At 72.3% G+C, this 18,973-nt stretch carries 18 protein-coding genes; 5 read left to right on the forward strand and 13 right to left on the reverse strand.

Annotated elements, in window-relative coordinates; translation table 11 throughout:
* The coding region (locus tag Cco03nite_RS19450; RefSeq protein ID WP_239167492.1) for a hypothetical protein at positions 1-784 on the forward strand (784 nt) is incomplete at its 5' end.
* Between the two features lie 118 nt (positions 785-902).
* Positions 903-2,306, forward strand: coding sequence for an RNB domain-containing ribonuclease (locus Cco03nite_RS19455; RefSeq protein ID WP_203693565.1), 1,404 nt, complete (start codon positions 903-905; stop codon positions 2,304-2,306).
* Positions 2,307-2,367: 61 nt separating this feature from the next.
* Here Cco03nite_RS19455 and Cco03nite_RS19460 read toward each other — a convergent pair whose 3' ends face one another.
* From Cco03nite_RS19460 to Cco03nite_RS19480, 5 genes are all read right to left on the reverse strand, one after another.
* Complete coding sequence (locus Cco03nite_RS19460; protein WP_203693566.1) at positions 2,368-3,588, reverse strand: bifunctional RNase H/acid phosphatase; 1,221 nt, start codon at positions 3,586-3,588, stop codon at positions 2,368-2,370.
* On the reverse strand, positions 3,585-4,325 hold the full coding sequence (locus tag Cco03nite_RS19465; RefSeq protein WP_203693567.1) for a zinc ribbon domain-containing protein: 741 nt from the start codon (positions 4,323-4,325) through the stop codon (positions 3,585-3,587). The genes Cco03nite_RS19460 and Cco03nite_RS19465 overlap by 4 nt, the downstream gene beginning before the upstream one ends.
* 46 nt (positions 4,326-4,371) lie before the next feature.
* The gene (locus Cco03nite_RS19470) at positions 4,372-5,190 is read right to left on the reverse strand and encodes a Nif3-like dinuclear metal center hexameric protein (RefSeq protein WP_203693568.1); all 819 of its coding nucleotides are present in this window, start codon (positions 5,188-5,190) and stop codon (positions 4,372-4,374) included.
* A 50-nt stretch (positions 5,191-5,240) separates the two neighbouring features.
* The gene (locus Cco03nite_RS19475) at positions 5,241-5,810 is read right to left on the reverse strand and encodes a flavoprotein (protein WP_203693569.1); all 570 of its coding nucleotides are present in this window, start codon (positions 5,808-5,810) and stop codon (positions 5,241-5,243) included.
* Positions 5,811-5,897: 87 nt separating this feature from the next.
* The gene (locus Cco03nite_RS19480; protein WP_203693570.1) at positions 5,898-7,124 is read right to left on the reverse strand and encodes a helix-turn-helix domain-containing protein; all 1,227 of its coding nucleotides are present in this window, start codon (positions 7,122-7,124) and stop codon (positions 5,898-5,900) included.
* 228 nt (positions 7,125-7,352) lie between these two features.
* Here Cco03nite_RS19480 and Cco03nite_RS19485 point away from each other — a divergent pair, with 228 nt between their 5' ends.
* The gene (locus Cco03nite_RS19485; RefSeq protein ID WP_203693571.1) at positions 7,353-8,075 is read left to right on the forward strand and encodes a bifunctional DNA primase/polymerase; all 723 of its coding nucleotides are present in this window, start codon (positions 7,353-7,355) and stop codon (positions 8,073-8,075) included.
* A 328-nt stretch (positions 8,076-8,403) separates the two neighbouring features.
* Here Cco03nite_RS19485 and Cco03nite_RS19490 read toward each other — a convergent pair whose 3' ends face one another.
* Positions 8,404-9,354, reverse strand: coding sequence for a type IV toxin-antitoxin system AbiEi family antitoxin domain-containing protein (locus Cco03nite_RS19490; protein ID WP_203693572.1), 951 nt, complete (start codon positions 9,352-9,354; stop codon positions 8,404-8,406).
* Between Cco03nite_RS19490 and Cco03nite_RS19495 the strand changes: the two genes are divergently transcribed.
* A complete protein-coding gene (locus tag Cco03nite_RS19495) occupies positions 9,353-9,649 on the forward strand; it encodes a hypothetical protein (RefSeq protein ID WP_203693573.1) in 297 nt (98 codons plus the stop codon). The two genes, Cco03nite_RS19490 and Cco03nite_RS19495, sit on opposite strands and share 2 nt — an antisense overlap.
* A gap of 25 nt (positions 9,650-9,674) precedes the next feature.
* Here the strand turns inward: Cco03nite_RS19495 and Cco03nite_RS19500 are convergent, their stop codons facing one another.
* From Cco03nite_RS19500 to Cco03nite_RS19510, 3 genes are all read right to left on the reverse strand, one after another.
* Entirely contained in the window at positions 9,675-10,769 is a 1,095-nt protein-coding gene (locus tag Cco03nite_RS19500; RefSeq protein ID WP_203693574.1) for a branched-chain amino acid aminotransferase, read from the reverse strand.
* A gap of 133 nt (positions 10,770-10,902) precedes the next feature.
* Positions 10,903-11,925 (reverse strand): 3-isopropylmalate dehydrogenase, encoded by a 1,023-nt coding sequence (locus Cco03nite_RS19505; protein ID WP_203693575.1) that lies wholly within the window; start codon positions 11,923-11,925, stop codon positions 10,903-10,905.
* Positions 11,926-12,088: 163 nt separating this feature from the next.
* A complete protein-coding gene (locus Cco03nite_RS19510) occupies positions 12,089-12,637 on the reverse strand; it encodes a GNAT family N-acetyltransferase (RefSeq protein ID WP_203693576.1) in 549 nt (182 codons plus the stop codon).
* A gap of 130 nt (positions 12,638-12,767) precedes the next feature.
* Here Cco03nite_RS19510 and Cco03nite_RS19515 point away from each other — a divergent pair, with 130 nt between their 5' ends.
* Positions 12,768-13,640, forward strand: a complete 873-nt coding sequence (locus Cco03nite_RS19515) for an alpha/beta fold hydrolase (protein WP_203693577.1) — start codon at positions 12,768-12,770, stop codon at positions 13,638-13,640.
* A gap of 92 nt (positions 13,641-13,732) precedes the next feature.
* On the opposite strand, the gene Cco03nite_RS19520 is transcribed toward Cco03nite_RS19515, so the two are convergent.
* The 4 genes from Cco03nite_RS19520 to ilvC all read right to left on the reverse strand — a co-directional run bounded on the left by Cco03nite_RS19520 (position 13,733) and on the right by ilvC (position 18,804).
* Positions 13,733-14,710, reverse strand: coding sequence for a hypothetical protein (locus Cco03nite_RS19520; protein ID WP_203693578.1), 978 nt, complete (start codon positions 14,708-14,710; stop codon positions 13,733-13,735).
* A gap of 63 nt (positions 14,711-14,773) precedes the next feature.
* Positions 14,774-15,646, reverse strand: a complete 873-nt coding sequence (locus Cco03nite_RS19525) for a hypothetical protein (RefSeq protein WP_203693579.1) — start codon at positions 15,644-15,646, stop codon at positions 14,774-14,776.
* A 224-nt stretch (positions 15,647-15,870) separates the two neighbouring features.
* Entirely contained in the window at positions 15,871-17,472 is a 1,602-nt protein-coding gene (serA, locus tag Cco03nite_RS19530) for a phosphoglycerate dehydrogenase (protein ID WP_203693580.1), read from the reverse strand.
* Positions 17,473-17,793: 321 nt separating this feature from the next.
* The gene (gene ilvC, locus Cco03nite_RS19535) at positions 17,794-18,804 is read right to left on the reverse strand and encodes a ketol-acid reductoisomerase (protein ID WP_203693581.1); all 1,011 of its coding nucleotides are present in this window, start codon (positions 18,802-18,804) and stop codon (positions 17,794-17,796) included.
* Positions 18,805-18,973: the final 169 nt, after the last annotated feature.

Genomic DNA, 18,973 nt, shown 5'->3' on the forward strand with positions numbered 1-18,973 from the left:
GAAGACGACCCCGATGAAGAAGGCCGCGCCGGCCCGGAAGACGACCACCGCGAAGAAGACCACCGCGGCGAAGAAGACGTCCCCGGCCAAGAAGGCCACCGCCAAGAAGACCACCGCGGCGGCGAAGAAGACCACCGCCGCCAAGAAGACGACGGCCGCCAAGAAGACCACCGCCGCGCGCAAGAGCACCGCGAAGAAGGCGACCGCCAAGAAGACCACCGCGGCGGCCCGCAGCACCGGCGTCCGGAGCATCACCGCCACGGTGCGGAAGACGGCCGCCGCGAAGAAGACCACCGCGGCGCGCAAGACGACCGCCAAGAAGGCGTCGCCTGCCAGAAAGACGACCGCGGCGAAGAAGACGACGGTCGCGAAGAAGACCGCGCCCGCCCGCAAGGCGACGGCCCGCAAGACCACCGCGGTCCGCAAGACCACGACCGCGAAGAAGACCTCGCCGGCGCGCAAGAGCGCCACCGCGGCGCGGAAGACGACCACGGCCCGGAAGACGACCACCGCCAGGAAGACCACGACGGCGGCGAAGAAGACGACGGCCGCCCGCAAGGCGACCGGAGCGAAGAAGATCACCGCGGGGGTACGCAGGACCGCCACCGGCCGGACCACGGCGAAGAAGGCCATGGCCGTCAAGAGGGTGACGCCGATGAAGAAGGCGACCACCGCCCGCAAGACCGCACCGGCCCGCAAGGCCATGGCGAAGACCGCCCCGGCCCGCAAGACGACCATGCGCAAGACGGCGATGAAGAAGATGGCCAGGAAGGCCGTGCGTTAGCGGGGCAGCGTGGCCCTGATCGGTGTCATCCACAGCGTGACCTGCGGATGGCACCGAGTCGCCGGTACCGCCCGTACGGGCGGGGCCGCGGCGCGCGGGCACCTGGTAAGAATGACCAATGGCATACCGCCGACTGCACGCCGAGGCCATCGACTTCACCGCACTGCGTCTCGAGCTGGACCTGCCCGACGGCTTCCCGCCCGCCGCGCAGGCGCAGGCCGAGGCGGCGGCCGCCGAGGTGAAGCTGCCCGACGCCGACCGCACCGAGCTGCCCTTCGTCACCATCGACCCGCCCGGCTCGCGCGACCTCGACCAGGCCGTGTGCCTGTTCCGCCGCGACGGCGGCTACCGGGTGCACTACGCCATCGCCGACGTCGCGTCGTACGTCGCCCCGGACAGCCCGCTGGAGGCCGAGACCTGGCGGCGCGGGCAGACGGTGTACCTGCCCGACGGCAAGGTGCCGCTGCACCCGCCGGTGCTCAGCGAGGGCGCGGTCAGCCTGCTGCCCGGCGTGGACCGGGCCGCGGTGGTGTGGACGATCGACGTCTCCGCCGACGGCGACACGGTCGGCGTACGTTTGGAGCGGGCGCGGGTGCGCAGCCGGGCCAAACTCGCCTACGAGGGTGTGCAGGCCGATGTGGACAAAGGCGTGCTCGCCGAGCCGATCGCGCTGCTGCCGGAGCTGGGCCGGCTGCTGACCGCGCGCGGCCTGGAGCGGGGCGCGATCAACCTGCCCATGCCCGAGCAGGAGATCGAGCCGGACGGCGCGGGTTGGCAGCTGCGCCTGCGCGCGCCACTGCCCGCCGAAGAGTGGAACGCCCAGATCTCGCTGCTGACCGGCCGCGCGGCCGCGGACATCATGCTGGCGGGGCGGATCGGCCTGCTGCGCACCATGCCCGCCCCGGATCCGGAGGCGGTGGCCCGGCTGCGGATCGCGGCGAAGGGCCTGGGCGTGGACTGGCCCGCGGACATGACCGTGGGCCAGGTGCTCGCGGGGCTGGACCCGGCTCGGCCCAAGGACGCCGCGTTCGTCGACGAGGCCGCGGAACTGCTGCGCGGAGCCGGGTACACGCCGTTCGCCGGGCAGGTGCCGGAGCAGCCGGAGCACAGCGCCGTCGCGGCGGCGTACGCCCACGTCACGGCTCCGCTGCGGCGCCTGGCCGACCGGTACGTCACCGAGGTGTGCCTGGCCCTGCACGACGGCCGCGAGGTGCCCGCCTGGGCCGCCGCGGCCCTGCCCGAGCTGCCCGCCGTCATGTCCGGCACCGACCGCGTCTCGTCCGCGGCGGAACGCGGCGCGATCGACCTGGTCGAGGCCACCATCCTGGCCGGCCGCGTCGGCGAGACCTTCCCGGCGACGGTGCTCGACACCAACCACGGCAAGCCCGGCGGCACCGTCGCCCTCACCGAGCCCGCCGTCCGCGCCCGCTGCGACGGCCAGCTCACCGCCGGCGACCAGATCACCGTCCGCCTCACCCAGGCCGACCCCACCAAGCGTCTGGTCCGCTTCACCCTCGCCTAGAACAAAGGAAGGGCACCTGCACAACGCTCCGCGTTGTAGCAGGTGCCCTTCTTAACGGCTGTCAGGCGCCGGCCTGCAGGTGTGCGGTGTCGTTGACGGAGCGGACCGAGACGCCGCCGTCGGGCCACACGTCGACGATCGAGACGCCGGCCGGGTCCAGCAGCAGCCGGTACAGGAAGGCGTCGCCCGCCGCGAGCGCGTCGCGCAGGATCAGCTTGATCGGCGACACGTGCGACACGATGACGACCGTCTGCCCCTCGTACGCCTTCTGCAGCTTGCCCATGACCCCGCGCACCCGCTTGGCCACCTGCTGGAACGACTCGCCCTTCGGCGGGGCGACCGACGTCGAGGCCAGCCAGGCGTCCAGCTCGGCCGGGTACTGCTCGCGTACGTCGCCGAAGGTCAGGCCCTCCCACACGCCGAAGTCGCACTCGATGAGGTCGGCCTCCACGCTCACCGGGATGCCGCCCGCGGCCGACGCGATCGCCGCCGCCGTGGCCTTGCACCGGCTCAGCGGCGAGCTGACCACCCGGTCGGGGCGCAGCCCGGCCACCCGCCGTCCGGCGGCCGCCGCCTGCTCCTCCCCCACCGCCGACAGCGGCACGTCGCCGCGCCCGGAGTAGCGCTTCTGCGCGGTCAGCTCGGTCTCGCCGTGCCGGACCAGCACCAGCCGGGTCGCCGGGGCCGTACGCGGCGCCCAGTCCTCGCGCGGCCGCCCCGTCGCGGCGGTCTCGGCCTTGCGGCCGGACCCGGCGGCAGACCCGGCGGCCGGCTCCGCGGAGTCCGCGACGATCGGGAAGGCGTCGGCGTCCCACGCGGTGACGATCCCGAAGGCGGTCTCGCCGTCCAGGATGCCCGTGGCGGCCCCGCCCTTGGCCGCGTCCATGGCCGCGTTGGCCAGGGCGTCGGCGGCACGGTTGCGCTCGCGCGGGATCCACGTGTACGTCACCTGGTCGAACTTGCGCACCAGCGTGGCCACCTCGGCGGCCAGCGGGCGCAGCCCCGGGTGCTTGATCTGCCAGCGGCCGGACATCTGCTCGACCACCAGCTTGGAGTCCATGCGCGCCTCGACCTGCGACGCGCCCAGCTCGGCGGCGGCCTGCAGCCCGGCGATGAGCCCCCGGTACTCGGCGACGTTGTTGGTGGTCACGCCGAGTGCGGCGGCCCGTTCGGCGAGCACCTCGCCGCTGGCCGGGTCGCGCACGACCGCGCCGTACCCGGCCGGGCCGGGGTTGCCGCGCGCGCCGCCGTCGGCCTCGACGATGACCTTCCCGATGCTCACAGGCCGGACTCCGCGGTGCGGACCATGATGCGGCGGCACTCCTCGCAGCGCACGACCTCGTCCGGGGCGGCGGTCTTGACCCGGTTGCGGTCCGCTCCGAACAGCTCCAGGCGGCAGCCGCCGCAGCGGCCGTGCTGCACCAGGGCCGCGCCGAGCCCGCCCGACGACTCACGGATCTTGTCGTACAGCTGCACCAGCTCGGCGGGCAGGTCGGCGGCCAGCGGGCGGCGGGCGGTCTGCTTCCACTCCGCCTCCTTGGTGAGCTCCGCGATGGACTCGTCCCGGCGGGTCTCGGCGGCGATGCGCTTCTCCCGGGCGACGGAGATCTTCTCGTCGACGGCGTCGAGCGCGCCCTGCGCCGTCTCGCGCTTCTCCATCAGCTCCAGCTCGGCGTCCTCCAGCTCCGACTGCCGCCGGGTGAGCGAGCCGATCTCGTGCTCCAGCGCGGTCAGCTCCCGCGCGGGCAGCCGGCCGTCGTCGAGGCGCTGCTGGTCCTTGGCCCGGCGCTGGCGTACGGTGTCGACCTCGCGCTCCAGCCGGGCGATGTCGCGGTCCAGGTCGTCGACGTCGACCTCGGCGCGGGCCCGTTCGTCCTCCAGCCGGCCGATCGCCTTGCCGAGCACGTCCAGCTCGGCGAACTCCGGCAGGTTCTTGCGCCGGTGCGCCAGCTGCTGCAGCGTGGTGTCGATCGCCTGCAGGTCGAGCAACCGCTGCTGGTCCTTCGGGTCGGCCTTCACGTCGGCACTCCTTCTCTCGCGGTTGTCCAGTTGTCAAAGGCCACGTTCAGGCGACCGGGTCAAGTGTCGCGCAGGCGTGGAACCCGAACGGGTCGGTGGTCGTGTCGGAGACGATGGTCTCAAGTCCGGTCGCCGTACGCAGCCAGGCGGCCAGGGGTGTCAGCCAGGGCCGCTCGGTGGCGTAGTGCCCCGCGTCGACCAGCGCCGGGCCGCCCGAGGCCCGCAGGTCGGCGACCCGGTGGTGTTTGAGGTCCCCGGTCAGGTAGACGTCCACGCCGGCGGCGACCGCGTCGGGGATGAACTCGTCGCCGGAGCCGCCGCAGACCGCCACGGTGGAGACCGGCCGGGCCGGGTCACCGGAGACGCGTACGCCCCAGCTCGCGACCGGCAGCGCCGCGGCCGCGAGGTGCGCGAACTCGCCCAGGGTCAGCGGCGCGGGCAGGCGGCCCACCCGGCCGAAGCCGCGGCCCTCCTCGGTGGGGCGCAGCGGGCGGGTGTCCAGCAGGCCGAGCGCGTCGGCGAGCGCGTCGCTGACACCGGGCTTCGCCACGTCGGCGTTGGTGTGCGCGACGTACAGCGCCACGCCGTCGCCGATCAGGTCGTGGATGATCCGGCCCTGGTAGGTCGTGGCCGCCACCGACGACACGCCGCCGAGCAGCAGCGGATGGTGGGCGATGATCAGGTCCGCGCCGGTGTCGAGCGCCTCGGCGACCGTGCTCGGCAGCACGTCCACCACCGCCAGCACGCGGGTCACCGGCTGCTCGGGACGCCCCGCGACCAGGCCGACGCGGTCCCACGGCTCCGCCCACCGCGGCGGGAACTCGGTCTCCAGCAGTGCGGTGAAAGACGCGACAGTCCAGGTCACCCGGACAGACTACTGCGCAGCGGGTGCGCTGCCGCGTGGCGCGGGCGGCGTCAGGCTCCCGGCGGGCAGAGCTTCTCCGCCGCGTCCAGGGCCAGCGCCCACGGGAACTCGTGGCGGTACGCGTCGCCCTCGCCGGGGGCGGGCAGTTTCAGCACGTCGTCGCCGTACAGCACGGTGATGCCCCAGCCGCGCAGCCGCACGATGTTCTCCTGGAACGCCGGGTGCCGGGCCATCGCCGCGTTGGTGAACGGCATCGCCACGATCGGCAGCCCCTTGCCCTGGCTCTCCACGATCAGCCCCAGGGCGAGCGTGTCCGCGATGCCGGCACCCCACTTGTTCACGGTGTTCACCGTCGCCGGGGCCACGACCAGCACGTCCGGCGACGGGAGCACGTCGGGATCACCGGGGTTCTTGTAGGTGCTGCGCACCGGGTGCCCGGTCGCCGCCGCGAGCGCGGGCACGTCGACGAACTTGCGCCCGTCCGGCGTGACCACGACGCAGACGTCGTATCCCCGCTCCTGCGCGAGCCCGACCAGCAGCCCGACATCACGGGTCACCGGCGAGCCGCAGGCGATGACGTACAGCACCGGGCGGCCGCCCGGCCGCGGCTGGTCGCTCATGCCGTCACCTTGCCATGCCCGGCGAACCGCCGGCGCACGACGGCCCGCACCGGCCGCTCACGGCACGGCCGTGCACCGCGGGCCCGCTCACACGCCCACTCCCATCTGTTCGGCCAGCTCGGCCAACGCGGCGGTGGGCGTACCGCGGGTGCGCCGCAGCACGTCGCTGAGCACCTCGTGCGCGATCGGCCGGCAGCGGATCTCGGCGGGCGCCAGCAGGTCGCCCTCCAGCAGCATCTCGCCCGCCCGCTCGACGTCGCCGACCTGGGCGAAGCCGCGCGCCATGTCGAGGTAGTGGTGGGCGCGGCGCTCCGGCAGCATCGCGTTGAACGCGCCCGGGTCCAGCCCGTCGTGGATGGCGATGGCCAGCCCGCCCTCGCCCAGCTCGACCGCGGCGGCGGCCCGGTGCACCAGCACGTTGGTCGGGCCGAAGCTGGTCCAGTAGTGGTTCTTGTCGCCGCCGAGCCCGGCCGCGGCGTCCTGGGCCGCGGTCAGCAGGTCGCGCATGGTCGCGCTGTCGCCGATGCAGGAGGCGGCCATCGCGCCCTGCAGCAGCAGGAAGCCGTACACCGAGAGCTGGTCGTCGGCGGTCTCGCCCGGGGTCGGGCAGAGCCGGTTGGCGATGTTGACGTTGACTTCGAGAGCGGCCCGGTGCCGGCCCAGCGCCCGCAGCGCGTTCGCGACCCGGGTGGTGGCCACCCCGGCGAGCAGCTGATCGCCGGCCCGCTGCGACACGGCGATGGAGCGGTCCGCGGCCAGCCAGCTCAGGTCCAGCTCACCGAGCTTGCGCAGCACCGAGGAGGCCAGCTGGTACACCTGGCCGAGCAGGTGCGCGGCCTCGCGGGAGTCGTCGGAGTGGGCGTACGCCGTGTCGGCGGCCTGGGCGTCGCGCAGCAGCTTGGGCAGCGCGCGGGCGAGCACGCCGTAGCGGCCGTGCTCCCAGGTCTGCCAGGCGTGCAGGGCGGCCTTGCGCATCTCCGCGATCGGCGGCGGCTCGGGGGCCGCGTAGAAGAACGCGCTGATCTGGTCGTAGCGCTCCAGCGCGGAGCGGATCTCGGCGACCTCGATCTGGTCGATGCAGTTCATGCTGTCGGGGCGGCGCTCCGGGTCCTTGCCCAGCAGCAGCTGGACGTCGAGCTGGAGCACGTCGGCGATCTCGTACACGACCGAGAACTTGTCGAGCCGGCGCACGCCGCGCTCCACCTTGTCCACCCAGCTCTTCGACTTGCCCAGGCGGTCGGCGAAGACCTGCTGCGACATCTTGCGGCGGTTGCGCCAGTACGACACCCGGCGCCCTATCGGCAGCTCGTCCATCCTCCAGCCCTCCCCTCATCGGGTCGGTCTGACCGAGTCGCACAGTCTGTGCGCCCACATCCGGTCCGACACTCGTATCTTCAGATGCAAGTTGCAGTTGGACAATGCATTCAGACGTTTGCTCTGGACTGTTGTCGATGTAACGACGGCTCGACGCGTCGGTGACGGCTTTCGCGGATGTCGATCTTTTGGATCGGCTCGCTTAACCCGGAAGAGGGGGTCGAACTCATGCGGTGGCCACAGGCGCCGTTCGGCAAAGGCTTGTTGCGGCGGCGGTTACGCCTGGCGGCGCAGCGTTTCGCCGAGCACGGCTGGGCGGTGATGCCGGGCGGATACTTCAACGGCCGGCGCATGGCCTGCGACCGCACGAACTGCTTCGCCACCAGCAGCCACCCGCTGTACGACGACTGGGAGACCCGGGCGAGCACCAGGTCCGAGCAGTTCGACGATTGGTGGAGCGAGCGCCCGCACGCGCTGCTGCTGCCCACCGGCCACACCTTCGACGTGCTGGAGGTGCCCGCCCTGCTCGGCTCGCAGGCCGTGTGCGGGCCGCCGACCGGCCCCGGCCGCGCGACGTCCGCCGGCCGTGTACGCGGACCCGTCGCGGTCACCGCCGCCGGCAGCTGGATGTTCCTGATGCGCTCGGGCGGCACGCTCGCCCCGGAACTGGACCACCGGGTCGACGTGGTGCGCCACTCGCTCGGCTCGTGGATCCCCGCCCCGCCCACGGTGCTGCCCGACGGGCCGATCCGCTGGAAGGTGTCTCCGCAGAGCATCGGCTGGCAGCTGCCCGACCCGGACGAGTTCCAGGCCGCCCTGGTGCAGGCGCTGGTGGCGCTCGACGCCGCGTTCCTGGACCTGCCCGTCACCGCGCGCCGCCGGCTCGCCCCGCCGGCCCTGCCCCGGCCGGCCGCCCTCAAGCCCACCCCGACCCTGCGCCGAGCCGTCTGAGCAGCAGCCCCGCCACCCCTCGAACCCGCCCGGTGACGCGCACCGGGCAGCGACCGCCCGTCAGCGCGGTCGTTAGGTGAGGTATCGAGGAGGTCCGACATGGCACCTGACAACGTAGAACGGCACCTGGCGCACGTCGAGTCCCAATTTGGGGTCATACGATCGTCGGCAGCCCGCTGGGCAGGCACCCGACCCGCGGGCACCCGCCCGCACGGTTCCCGCCCCTCGGGATCCCGCCCCACCAGCACCCACCGCCCACCCCGCTAGCCCTGCTCCAATCGAAGGAAGGGCACCTTCTTATCGGTATCCGTAGAGGAAGGGCACCTTGTTAACTCCGCACCACGCGCACGCTGGTACGGAACCCCCTTCTCCGGGTCGCGGCCTCGGCGACGATCCGGCGTACCTCTTCCGGGCGACCCGCCACGAACGAGGGCGTGAAGTGCAGCACCTGGACGCCGTACCGCCCGAGCAGGTTGTGCCGCTCCAGTGAACGGGCCCAGTCCTCGGGGCTCAGATGGAACTCCCGCGAATCCACCTCGATCGCCAGCGCCGCGCCCGGCAGGTAACCGTCGGGCGTGGGCAGCGGCGTGCCGTCGTTCAGCACCAGCCGGGGATTCCACAGCACCGTGCCCAGTTCCGGCAGGTTCGCGAGCAGGGCACGGGCCTGCGCCTCCGGCGCCGAGCGCGCACCGCCGGCGATCTCGGCCAGCACCTTGCGCACCACTGCGGTGCGGCTGCGGCCCGCTCGCCGGATCTCCAGGTCGAGCCCCTTCAACGGCACGCGGAACCGCTGCACCGCCTCCGCCATGACCGCCCGGACGATACGCAGCTCGCGCAGCTCACGACAGGTGTCGACGACCGCGCGAGCCGGGCTGACCACCCGGTAGTGCTCGCCGTGCCGGGCTCGGCTGTCCAGGGACAGGGCTCGTTTCACGACGGCGAAGCCGTTGGAGCGGCAGCGGGTCGCGTGCGGGACGAGCAGGTTCACCTCGGGCGCGGGCGGCAGGGCGCGGAAGCCGTACCAGGACAGCGCGCAGGGCCCGGTGATCTGCGCATCCGGTCCCGCGTAGAGGGCAGCCGCGACCCGGCGCTGCTCGTCGGTGAGGGTGCCGCCGTGCACGCAGTAGACGCCCGCCAGCACGCGCTGCCAGCGCCCGGTCTGGATCCGACGGTAGATCATCATGTCGGTGTGCCCGGCGGCCAGCACCTGCGCGCGGGTGAGCAGCTGCTGCTGGCGGTGCGCCAGCTCGTCCAGCACGGCGGTCGAGTCGGAGGTCATGTACGGCAGGGTCGCCGTCGCCGCGACGTCGAACAACCACGCGACCTGGCCCGCCTGTGGACGGACCACCGCTTGTGGAAAACCACCGCAGCCGCTGTGGATCTGCTATGCGCGCCTGGTGGGCACGTTCAGCGCCGCACCGTCGAACCGGCGCGCCTGGACACTTTGGCCGCCGCCGTATCCCGCGCCCGCAGCGCCGGCGGAACACGCGCCGCCACCCGGATCCGGCGGCGACATCACAGCTCAGGCGGCCTATGGCGTTAAGAAGGGCACCTTCTACAACGCGGAGCGTTAAGAAGGTGCCCTTCCTTTGACTTCAGCTAGAGGGTGGTGGTCCAGTTGTGGGGGTCGGCGGCGCGGCCGTACTGGATGTCGACGAGGGTCTGGCGCAGGGCGGCGGTGACCGGGCCGGTGCCGCCGTCGCCGAGCTTGAACTCGCCGTCGGCGCCGCGCACGGTGCCGATCGGGGTGAGCACGGCGGCGGTGCCGCAGGCGAAGGTCTCCACGATCTCGCCGCTGCGCGCGCCGTCACGCCACTCGTCGATGGTGACCGGGCGCTCCTCGACCTGGCGGCCCTGCTCGCGGGCGAGCGTGATCACCGAGTCGCGGGTGATGCCGGGCAGGATCGACCCGTTCAGCTCGGGCGTGAACATCGAGCCGTCCTTGCGGACGAAGAAGACGTTCATGCCGCCCAGCTCGTCGACGTACTTGCGCTCGACGGCGTCGAGGAAGACGACCTGGTCGCAGCCGTGCTCGGCGGCCTGCGCCTGGGCCAGCAGCGAGGCGGCGTAGTTGCCGCCGCACTTGGCCGCGCCGGTGCCGCCGGGCGAGGCCCGGGTGTACTCGTCGGACACCCAGATGGTGACCGGCTTGAGCCCGCCCGAGAAGTACGGCCCGACCGGCGAGGCGATCACGCAGTACAGGTACTCCCGGGCCGGGCGCACCCCGAGGAAGACCTCGCTGGCGTACTGGAACGGGCGCAGGTAGAGGCTGCCCTCGGCGCTCGTCGGGATCCACTCCTGGTCGGCGCGGACCAGTTCGCGGACCGAGCTGACGAACAGCTCCTCCGGCAGCGGGGCCATCGACATGCGGTGCGCCGACTGGGCGAACCGGCGGGCGTTGGCGTCAGCGCGGAAGAAGCCCACCTGGCCGTCGGCCCGGCGGTACGCCTTCATGCCCTCGAAGATCTCCTGGGCGTAGTGCAGTACGGCCGTGGCCGGGTCCATCGGGATCGGCGCCCGCGCTTCGACGCGCGCGTCGTACCAGCCCTTGCCCTCGGCGTACCGGATGGTCACCATGTGATCGGTGAAGACCCGCCCGAAACCGGGGTTGGCCAGCAGCGCCTCGCGCTCCGTGGCCGATACCGGCTGCGAACTCGGACGGATCTCGAAGTCGATCGTGCCACCGCCACTCATGCGCGCTGCCCTCCATCGTTCGGGGATCTGGGGGAAAACTTACCTCTAACGGTCGTTCAACCCCAGCCCGGCCGATGACCTGGGCAGTTTGTACGCATCCACCCCGGTCACCGCACGGACCGGAGCCCTGCGGTCATGCTACGAGTACGGATACCCGGTCGCCGACCTCGGCGGTGCGGATCGGCTCACCGGTGCGCCCGGAGAGCTCGGTGGCCACCGCTTCTTCGATCTTGCGGGCCTCGTCCGCGTGGCCCAGGTGCTCCAGGCACAGCGCCACCGACAGGATCGCCGCCACGGGGTCGGCCTTGCCCTGGCCCGCGATGTCCGGAGCGGAGCCGTGCACCGGCTCGAACATCGACGGGAACGCCCGGGTCGGGTTGATGCAGCCGCTGGCAGCCAGGCCGATGCCGCCGGTGACGGCGGCCGCGATGTCGGTGAGGATGTCGCCGAACAGGTTGTCGGTGACGATCACGTCGTAGCGCTGCGGGTTGGTCACCATGAACATGGCGGCGGCGTCGACGTGCTGGTACTCCGTCGCGATGTCCGGGAACTCCTTGGCCACCTCGGCGAAGGTGCGCGCCCACAGGCCGCCCGCGTGGGTCAGCACGTTGGTCTTGTGCACCATGGTGACCTTGCGCCGGGTCCGGCCTGCCGCCCGCGCGAAGGCGTCGCGGATGACCCGCTCCACGCCGTGGCGGGTGTTCAGGCTCTCCTCGGTGGCGATCTCCGCCGGGGTGCCCCGGTGCAGGCCGCCGCCGGCGCCCGCGTACAGGCCCTCGGTGCCCTCGCGCACCACCACGAAGTCGATCTCGCCCGGCTTGACGTTCGCCAGCGGACCGGCGGTCCCGGGCCACAGCCGCGACGGGCGCAGGTTGACGTACTGGTCGAAGTCGAAGCGCAGCTTCAGCAGCAGGCCGCGCTCCAGCACGCCCGGCGGCACGCTGGGGTCGCCGACCGCGCCGAGCAGGATCGCGTCGTGCTGGGCCAGCTCGTCGCGCACCGAGTCCGGGAACACCTCACCGGTCCGGTGGTAACGCGCCGCGCCCAGGTCGTACGGAGTGGTCTCCACACCCGGCAGCACCGCGTCGAGGACCTTGAGCCCCTCCGCCACCACCTCGGCGCCGATCCCGTCCCCTGCCACGACCGCAATCCGCATGCCAGCCCGCTCCCTACCGCTCATGCCACATGTCTACCGAACGTTAAGCCCCGCTCCCACCCAACGGTACATCCGTTCCATAATGTGGAACGCCCGACAGCGGTGATCGCCGTTTCCGGGCAGGAGGCGAGGCTCCGCAGCGGCTTTCGGCCCGAAACGGCGATCACGGATTGCGATGGTCACCCAGCAGGCGGCCGCTGCGGATCAGCGGGCGCTTGGAGACGCCGCGTACCGCGCGGCCGGGTTCCTCGTCGGCCTGGCTGCTGCGCACGAACAGGGTCACCGTCACCGCCGGGGCGAAACCGTTGCGCGCCATGAGCGTGGCCGACGCGCTGTTGGACGACTCGACGTCGGTCACCACCCGGCTGGCCCCGCCCGCGAACAGCGCCTCGCAGCACGCGTTCACCAGCCGCCCCGCGATGCCCCTGCCCTGGTACGCCGGGTCCACCGCGATCCACTCCAGGTAGCCCCAGTCGTCGCGCAGCTCGAACGTCTGCGAGCCCAGCACGAACCCGACCACCTTCGTGCCGTCCAGCGCCACCCAGCAGGCGCTGTCGCCGCTGTCCAGGTGCTCCGCGACCGCGGTCAGCGACCAGGAGGTGTACGGCTTCACCGTCGTGTCGAAGACCCGGTAGCCCAGGTCCAGGACCTGACGCAGGTGCTCGAAGCCGACCGGCTCGATGACGATCTCCGTCGGGGGCGACTCACTCATGCCGGAATGCTGCCACGAACCTGTCTCCGGTGGCCGGATTACCGCCGTGACCAGGGACAGCGCGTGGGCACCCCGGTGCTGTGAGATAACTAACCGACCGATCGTTCTTATTGATTGCTAACCTGCCGCCATGAAGACAGCGATCCTGATGACGGGCCGGCTCCTCAACGCCACCGCCGTGCTCGCCCCGCCGCTCGCCCGGCGCGTGGCGTACAAGCTCTTCTTCCGCCCGGCCGGCCGCGCCGCGGTCCACCCCCGCGAGCAGGACGTGCAGGCAGCCGCCACGGTCGGCAGGATCGATCTCGACGGCGTCCCGGTCGCCACCTACAGCTGGGGCGACGGCAGCCGGCCGGTGCTGCTGGTGCACGGCTGGAGCTCGCGCGGCTCCCGGTTCGCCGGCATGATCGCCGACCTGCTCGGCCGGGGCTACAGCCCGGTCACCTTCGACGCGCCCGGCCACGGCGGCTCCGGCGGCACCACGACCAACCTGCTGCAGTACGAGCGCATCATGCGCGCGCTGCAGGAACGGCACGGCGACTTCGCGGCGGTCGTCGCGCACTCGTTCGGCGTGCCCTGCGCCTTCCACGCCCTGCGCACCGGCCTGCGCGCCGGCTGCCTGGTCGCGGTCGCCGGCCCGGCCGAGTTCGACCACCTCGTCACCGAGTTCACCCGGCGACTGCGCCTGCGCCCCGCGCTCGCCGAGCACCTGCGGGAGCACTCGGTGCGCGACATCGGCGTCGCCGACCTGTGGGAACGCTTCTCCAGCGTGTACGAGCCCGCGGCGCTGACGATCCCGCTGCTCGTCGTGCACGACACCGACGACGACGTCGTCGGCGTGGACCACGCCCACCGGATCCACGCGGCGTACCCGGGCTCACAGCTGCACATCACCACCGGCCTCGGCCACCGCCGGGTCCTCGGCGACCCGCGCATCGTCGGCCCGGTCGGCGCCTTCCTCGACACCCACCCCCACCGCGCCACAACCGCGGCGAACCGGACGTGAGCCATGCGGTCGCAGCACGATGATCTGTTTTCGTGGACGCTGGACGCCCCTATAGGGACACCGGGCGTCCACAAAAACGGATCATCGGCGGCTCACCACCAGCCCCAGCCGCCCTGCGCGGCCGGCTCCGCCACCGGCGGGTGGGTCGCCTGGTAGGCCAGCGCAGCGGCGAGCAGCCCGTCGGCGGGCTCCCGCAGCAGCCGGTCGTCCACGACGATCCAGGGATTGCCGCCGCGCAGCCCCCACAGCAGATACCGGCGCAGGCGAGGCGGATAGGTGCTCAACGCCACGATCCGGTCCGGGTCGCGTACCTGCACCGCCAGGCCCATGCCGTCGCGCCGGCCCGGGCCTACCGCGTGCAGCCCGACCACCTCGGTCCAGGGCACGGTGACCCGCAACCGCCGGATCCAGACGCCCGACTCGTCCACCCGCGCCGCGGGACCCCGGTCGAACGGCTGCAGCCGGTACACCTGCACCAGGCTGATCAGCGCGGGCACCAGCAGCGTGACCGCCCACACGACCGCCCAGCCCCGAACCGCGCCCCAGTCGAACGGCTCGCCCGGAGCCACCTCCGCTTGCAGCTCACGCTCCATGAGCACTGAGTCGATCATCAGGTACAGGTACACGACCGGCACGGCCGGCAGGAGCAAGCCGATGAACGGCGACCCGATCCCGGCCTGCCGCGCCGACGTCGGCACCGCGCCACGGGTGTCCCGCAGCGCGGCAGCCACCCGGGCGGGCGCGGCGATCCGCGCCCACCGGGCACCGGCGACCTCCGTGCCCATCACGACGGCCCCGAAGACCAGCAAGGCCAGGGTCACCGCCAGGTCCGTCCAGTGCTGCCCGGGGCCACCGGTGAGCGAAGTCGTCGCCAACACCACCGGCACCGGCACCAGGACCAGCCCCGACAGCCACTTGCCGCGACGCAGCCACGCGTGGTGACGGGCGATCATGGCGTCCTGCACCGCCGGGTCGGCGGGCAGCACACCCGCCCGACCCGCCCGCCGGGCTTCGGCACGCAGGCCCGCCGGCAGGTCGCGCCACGCGGTCCCAGGCTCAGATTTCGGCATGACCGGCATTCTGCTGCCCGGCGCCAAGCCCCGCATGCCCGGTGGCCTGCTCGGCGTCGAGCATCAGCCGCTCGTCTGCCGCTCTTCGGCTTTCAGGTGGGCGGCGTGGTACGCCAGTGCGGCGGCGTACGCGGGGAACATCGGCTCGCGGACACCGGCCTCGGTGACGAAGATCCAGGGGCGCGAGCCGCCACGGCCCCACAGCAGGCGTCGCCAGAACGACGGGCGGCGGGCGGCCCACACCGCCCGCGGGTCTCGCAGCCGCACCGCCACACCGATCAGCTCCTGCCCCTTCCGGTCGGCGGGCACGGCGGCGATCTCGGCGACCTGGTCCCAGGGCACGTCCAGGCCGCGCGACGGCAGGCGTACCCCATGCTCGTCGACCTCCAGCACGAGCCGCTTGCGCCGCCACCAGACCACGGCGAACCCGATCGCGGCCAGCAGCAGCGCGACCAGCACGGAGCCGGTGAACAAGGGCCGACCGGGGTCCGCTTCGCGGCCTCGCGTCCACAGCCCGAACCACATCACGATGGCCGGTGCCAAGCCGATCAGGACGATGGTCCGCAGCGACCAGGGGGCCGGCAGGCGCAGCCGGACCGGGCGGGCCGCGCCGCCCTCACGCGCCGCAGCCGCCGGCCACTGCGCCGCATCGATCTGCGCGAACCGTGCGCCCACGCCACCGGCCATCATCATCAAGCCCACGGCCACCCATGACACGAGCCGCCAGCCTTCCACCGGGTCCGTGGCCAGGCCCCGGTAGATGCACGTGCCCAGCCAGCAGAGGGCCACCGACCGCCAGGCCCAGTCCAGCGCGCGGCGCTGCGCGCGTACCGCCTCGTGCACGGCCGGATCGGGATGCGGAAGACCGGCCTGAGCCAGCCGCCACACCTCGCGGCGCACGGTCTTGGGCAGGCGGAGCCAGGCAGGCGAGGGCATGCCGAAAGAATGCGGTACCTGAGCAAGCAGTTTTGCCCCGGGTACGCAGTTCGGCCCGGTGAGCTGCGGCAACAGCTCACCGGGCCGACCGGTGCTCGTCAGGCTGCCCGTCATGCGCCTCGGCAGGGGTCACCCGAAGACCCGTCCCGGACGTATGGCGAGCGTGTCCGCAGTGGACACCTGTGCAGGTTACCCAGCGGACAACACGCTACGCAAGCGTCTGCTCACTCCTCGGTGAGATCAACCGCGCTGACCGACGCCGCGCCGATGTTCTCCGCGGCCCGCTGCAGCAGGTCCGCCGCGACCGGCGAGTCGACGGTCAGCGTCATCAGCGCCTCGCCGCCGGCCTCGCGCCGGGCCACCTGCATCGCCGCGATGTTCACGCCGACCGCGCCGAGCACGGTGCCGACCGCGCCGACCACACCGGGCCGGTCCGCGTAGCGGAAGAACAGCAGGTTGCCTTCGGCGTCCAGCTCCAGGTCGAAGCCGTCCAGCTCGGTCAGCTTGATCTGCTCGCGCACGCCGTGGGTGACGACCGCGCCGGCGACCGAGACGGTACGCCCGTCCGGCAGCGCGCCGCGCACCGTCACCAGGTTCTTGTGCTCGTTGACCTCGGGGTTGGTGGTCAGGTCGATCTCGACGCCGCGGTCGGCCGCGATCAGCGGCGCGTTGACGTAGGTGACCTGCTCCTCGACGATCGCGCTGAACAGGCCCTTGCTGGCGGCCAGCTTCAGCACCGACACGTCGTGCTGGTTGACGATCTCGCCGCGCACCTCGACGGTGACCCCGGCCGCGACGCCGCCGGCCACGGCCGTGAAGACCTTGCCCAGCTTCTCGGCCAGCGGCAGCAGCGGCCGCACCTCCTCGGCGACCAGGCCGCCGGCCTGGACGTTGACCGCGTCCGGCACGAACTCGCCCTGCAGGGCCAGCTTGACGCTCTTGGCCACGGCCAGGCCGGCCTTGTCCTGCGCCTCGTGCGTCGACGCGCCCAGGTGCGGGGTGGCGACCACGTTGTCGAACGCGAACAGCGGCGACGACGTGCACGGCTCCTTGAGGTACACGTCGACGCCCACGCCGGCGACCCGGCCCTCGGCCAGCGCCTCGGCCAGTGCGTCCTCGTCGATCAGCCCACCGCGCGCGGCGTTGATGATCCGCACGTCGGGCTTGACCAGCTGAAGCTCCTTGGCGCCGATCAGGCCGACGGTCTCCGGCGTCTTCGGCAGGTGGATCGAGATGAAGTCGCTCTCGCGCAGCAGCTCCTCCAGCCCCACCAGACGCACGCCCAGCTGGGCGGCGCGGGCCGGCTGCACGTAGGGGTCGTACGCGATCAGGCGGGTGCCGAACGCCGCGATGCGCTGGGCGAACAGCACGCCGATGCGGCCCAGGCCGACCACGCCGACGGTCTTGCCCTGCAGCTCGACACCGGTGTACTTCGAGCGCTTCCACTCGCCGTTCTTCAGCGCCGAGGACGCCGAGGCGGTGTTGCGGGCGACGGCCAGCAGCAGCGCGATGGCCTGCTCGGCGGCCGAGACGATGTTGGACGTCGGCGCGTTGACCACCATCACGCCACGGGCGGTGGCGGCGGGCACCTCGACGTTGTCCAGGCCGATGCCCGCGCGGGCGATGACCTTCAGGCGCGGCGCGGCGGCGATGGCCTCGGCGTTGATCTGGGTGGCACTGCGCACGATCACGGCGTCGGCGTCGGCCAGCGCGGCAAGCAGTGCCGCCCGGTCCGTGCCGTCGACGTGACGCACGTCGAAGTCGTGCGCCAGCACGTCGAGCGCGGCGGGAGCGAGTTCTTCGGCAATGAGAACGACGGGAGTCACAGCTTGCCTCACGGAGAGAGTTGGATGACTTCAGCCCGGTTCGCCGCACTGCGTTTCGGGCCCTACCCACGCGATGCTACGGGCTCGCGGGTGCTTCGCATGTCGAAGCCACCGCGTGACGGTACTCACGTTCGTGCTGCTCAGTCCGTTTCCGGCCGTCTCTGGAACCGGTCAAGAACGCGCTGCGCGCCCCGGAAAGCGCTGACCGGGCGAAACGGCATGATCAAGAAAAACCGGGCCGTGCCCAGGGATCGCCTGGGCACGGCCCGGTAAGCCCGCCCGCAAGGTTGCGCGGGCGGACACCTATGGGAGAGGAAAGTCTTAGGCGGTCTCGGTGATCGGCCGGTCGACCCAGCTCATCATGGCCCGCAGCTTGGCGCCGGTCTCCTCGATCGGGTGCACCGCGCCCTGCTCCTGCAGCTTGGTGAAGTTCGGGCGGCCGTTGTCGTCCTCGGCGACCCACTCGCGCGCGAACTCGCCGTTCTGGATCTCGCCGAGGATGCGCTTCATCTCCTCCTTGACCCGGCCGTCGATGACGCGCGGGCCGCGGGTGACGTCGCCGTACTCGGCGGTGTCGGAGACGCTGTAACGCATGCGGGCGATGCCGCCCTCGTACATCAAGTCCACGATCAGCTTCAGCTCGTGCAGGCACTCGAAGTACGCCACCTCCGGCGCGTACCCGGCCTCGGTCAGCACCTCGAAGCCCGCCTGGACCAGCGCGGACGCGCCACCGCAGAGGACGGCCTGCTCGCCGAACAGGTCGGTCTCGGTCTCCTCCTTGAAGGTGGTCTTGATGACGCCGGCCCGGCTGCCGCCGATCGCCTTGGCGTAGGACAGGGCGAGCGCCTGCGCGCCGCCGGTCGGGTCCTGCTCGATGGCGATGAGGCAGGGCACGCCCTTGCCGTCGACGTACTGGCGGCGGACCAGGTGGCCGGGGCCCTTCGGGGCGACCATGGCGACGTCCACGTCCGCGGGCGGCGTGATCAGGCCGTAGCGGATGTTGAAGCCGTGGCCGAAGAAGAGCGCCTTGCCCGAGGTCAGGTTCGGGGCGATCGACTCGGCGTAGATGAAGCGCTGCGCGGTGTCCGGCGCGAGCAGCATGATGACGTCGGCCTCGGCCGCCGCCTCGGCCGGCGTGACGACCCGCAGGCCCTGCTCCTCGGCCTTGGCGCGGCTCTTCGAGCCCTCCTTGAGGCCGACGCGCACGTCGACGCCCGAGTCGCGCAGGGACAGCGCGTGGGCGTGACCCTGGCTGCCGTACCCGATCACCGCGACCTTGCGGCCCTGGATGATCGACAGGTCCGCGTCGTCGTCGTAGAAGATCTCAACCATTCTCGTTCCCTCTCAAGGTCACTCGCCGGGCCAGGGCATCTTCGCCCCGCCCCCCGGCGCTCGGTGCACGCGGCCATCCCGCGTCCCACCAGTTGATCGTCTCGTCCCACCCGGGCCCCTCCCCCGCCCGCCTCCCGCCCACCCCTGCCGCAACTCTTAAAGACTCGCG

The sequence above is a fragment of the Catellatospora coxensis genome, from assembly GCF_016862635.1.
GTDB classification, from domain to species: domain Bacteria; phylum Actinomycetota; class Actinomycetes; order Mycobacteriales; family Micromonosporaceae; genus Catellatospora; species Catellatospora coxensis.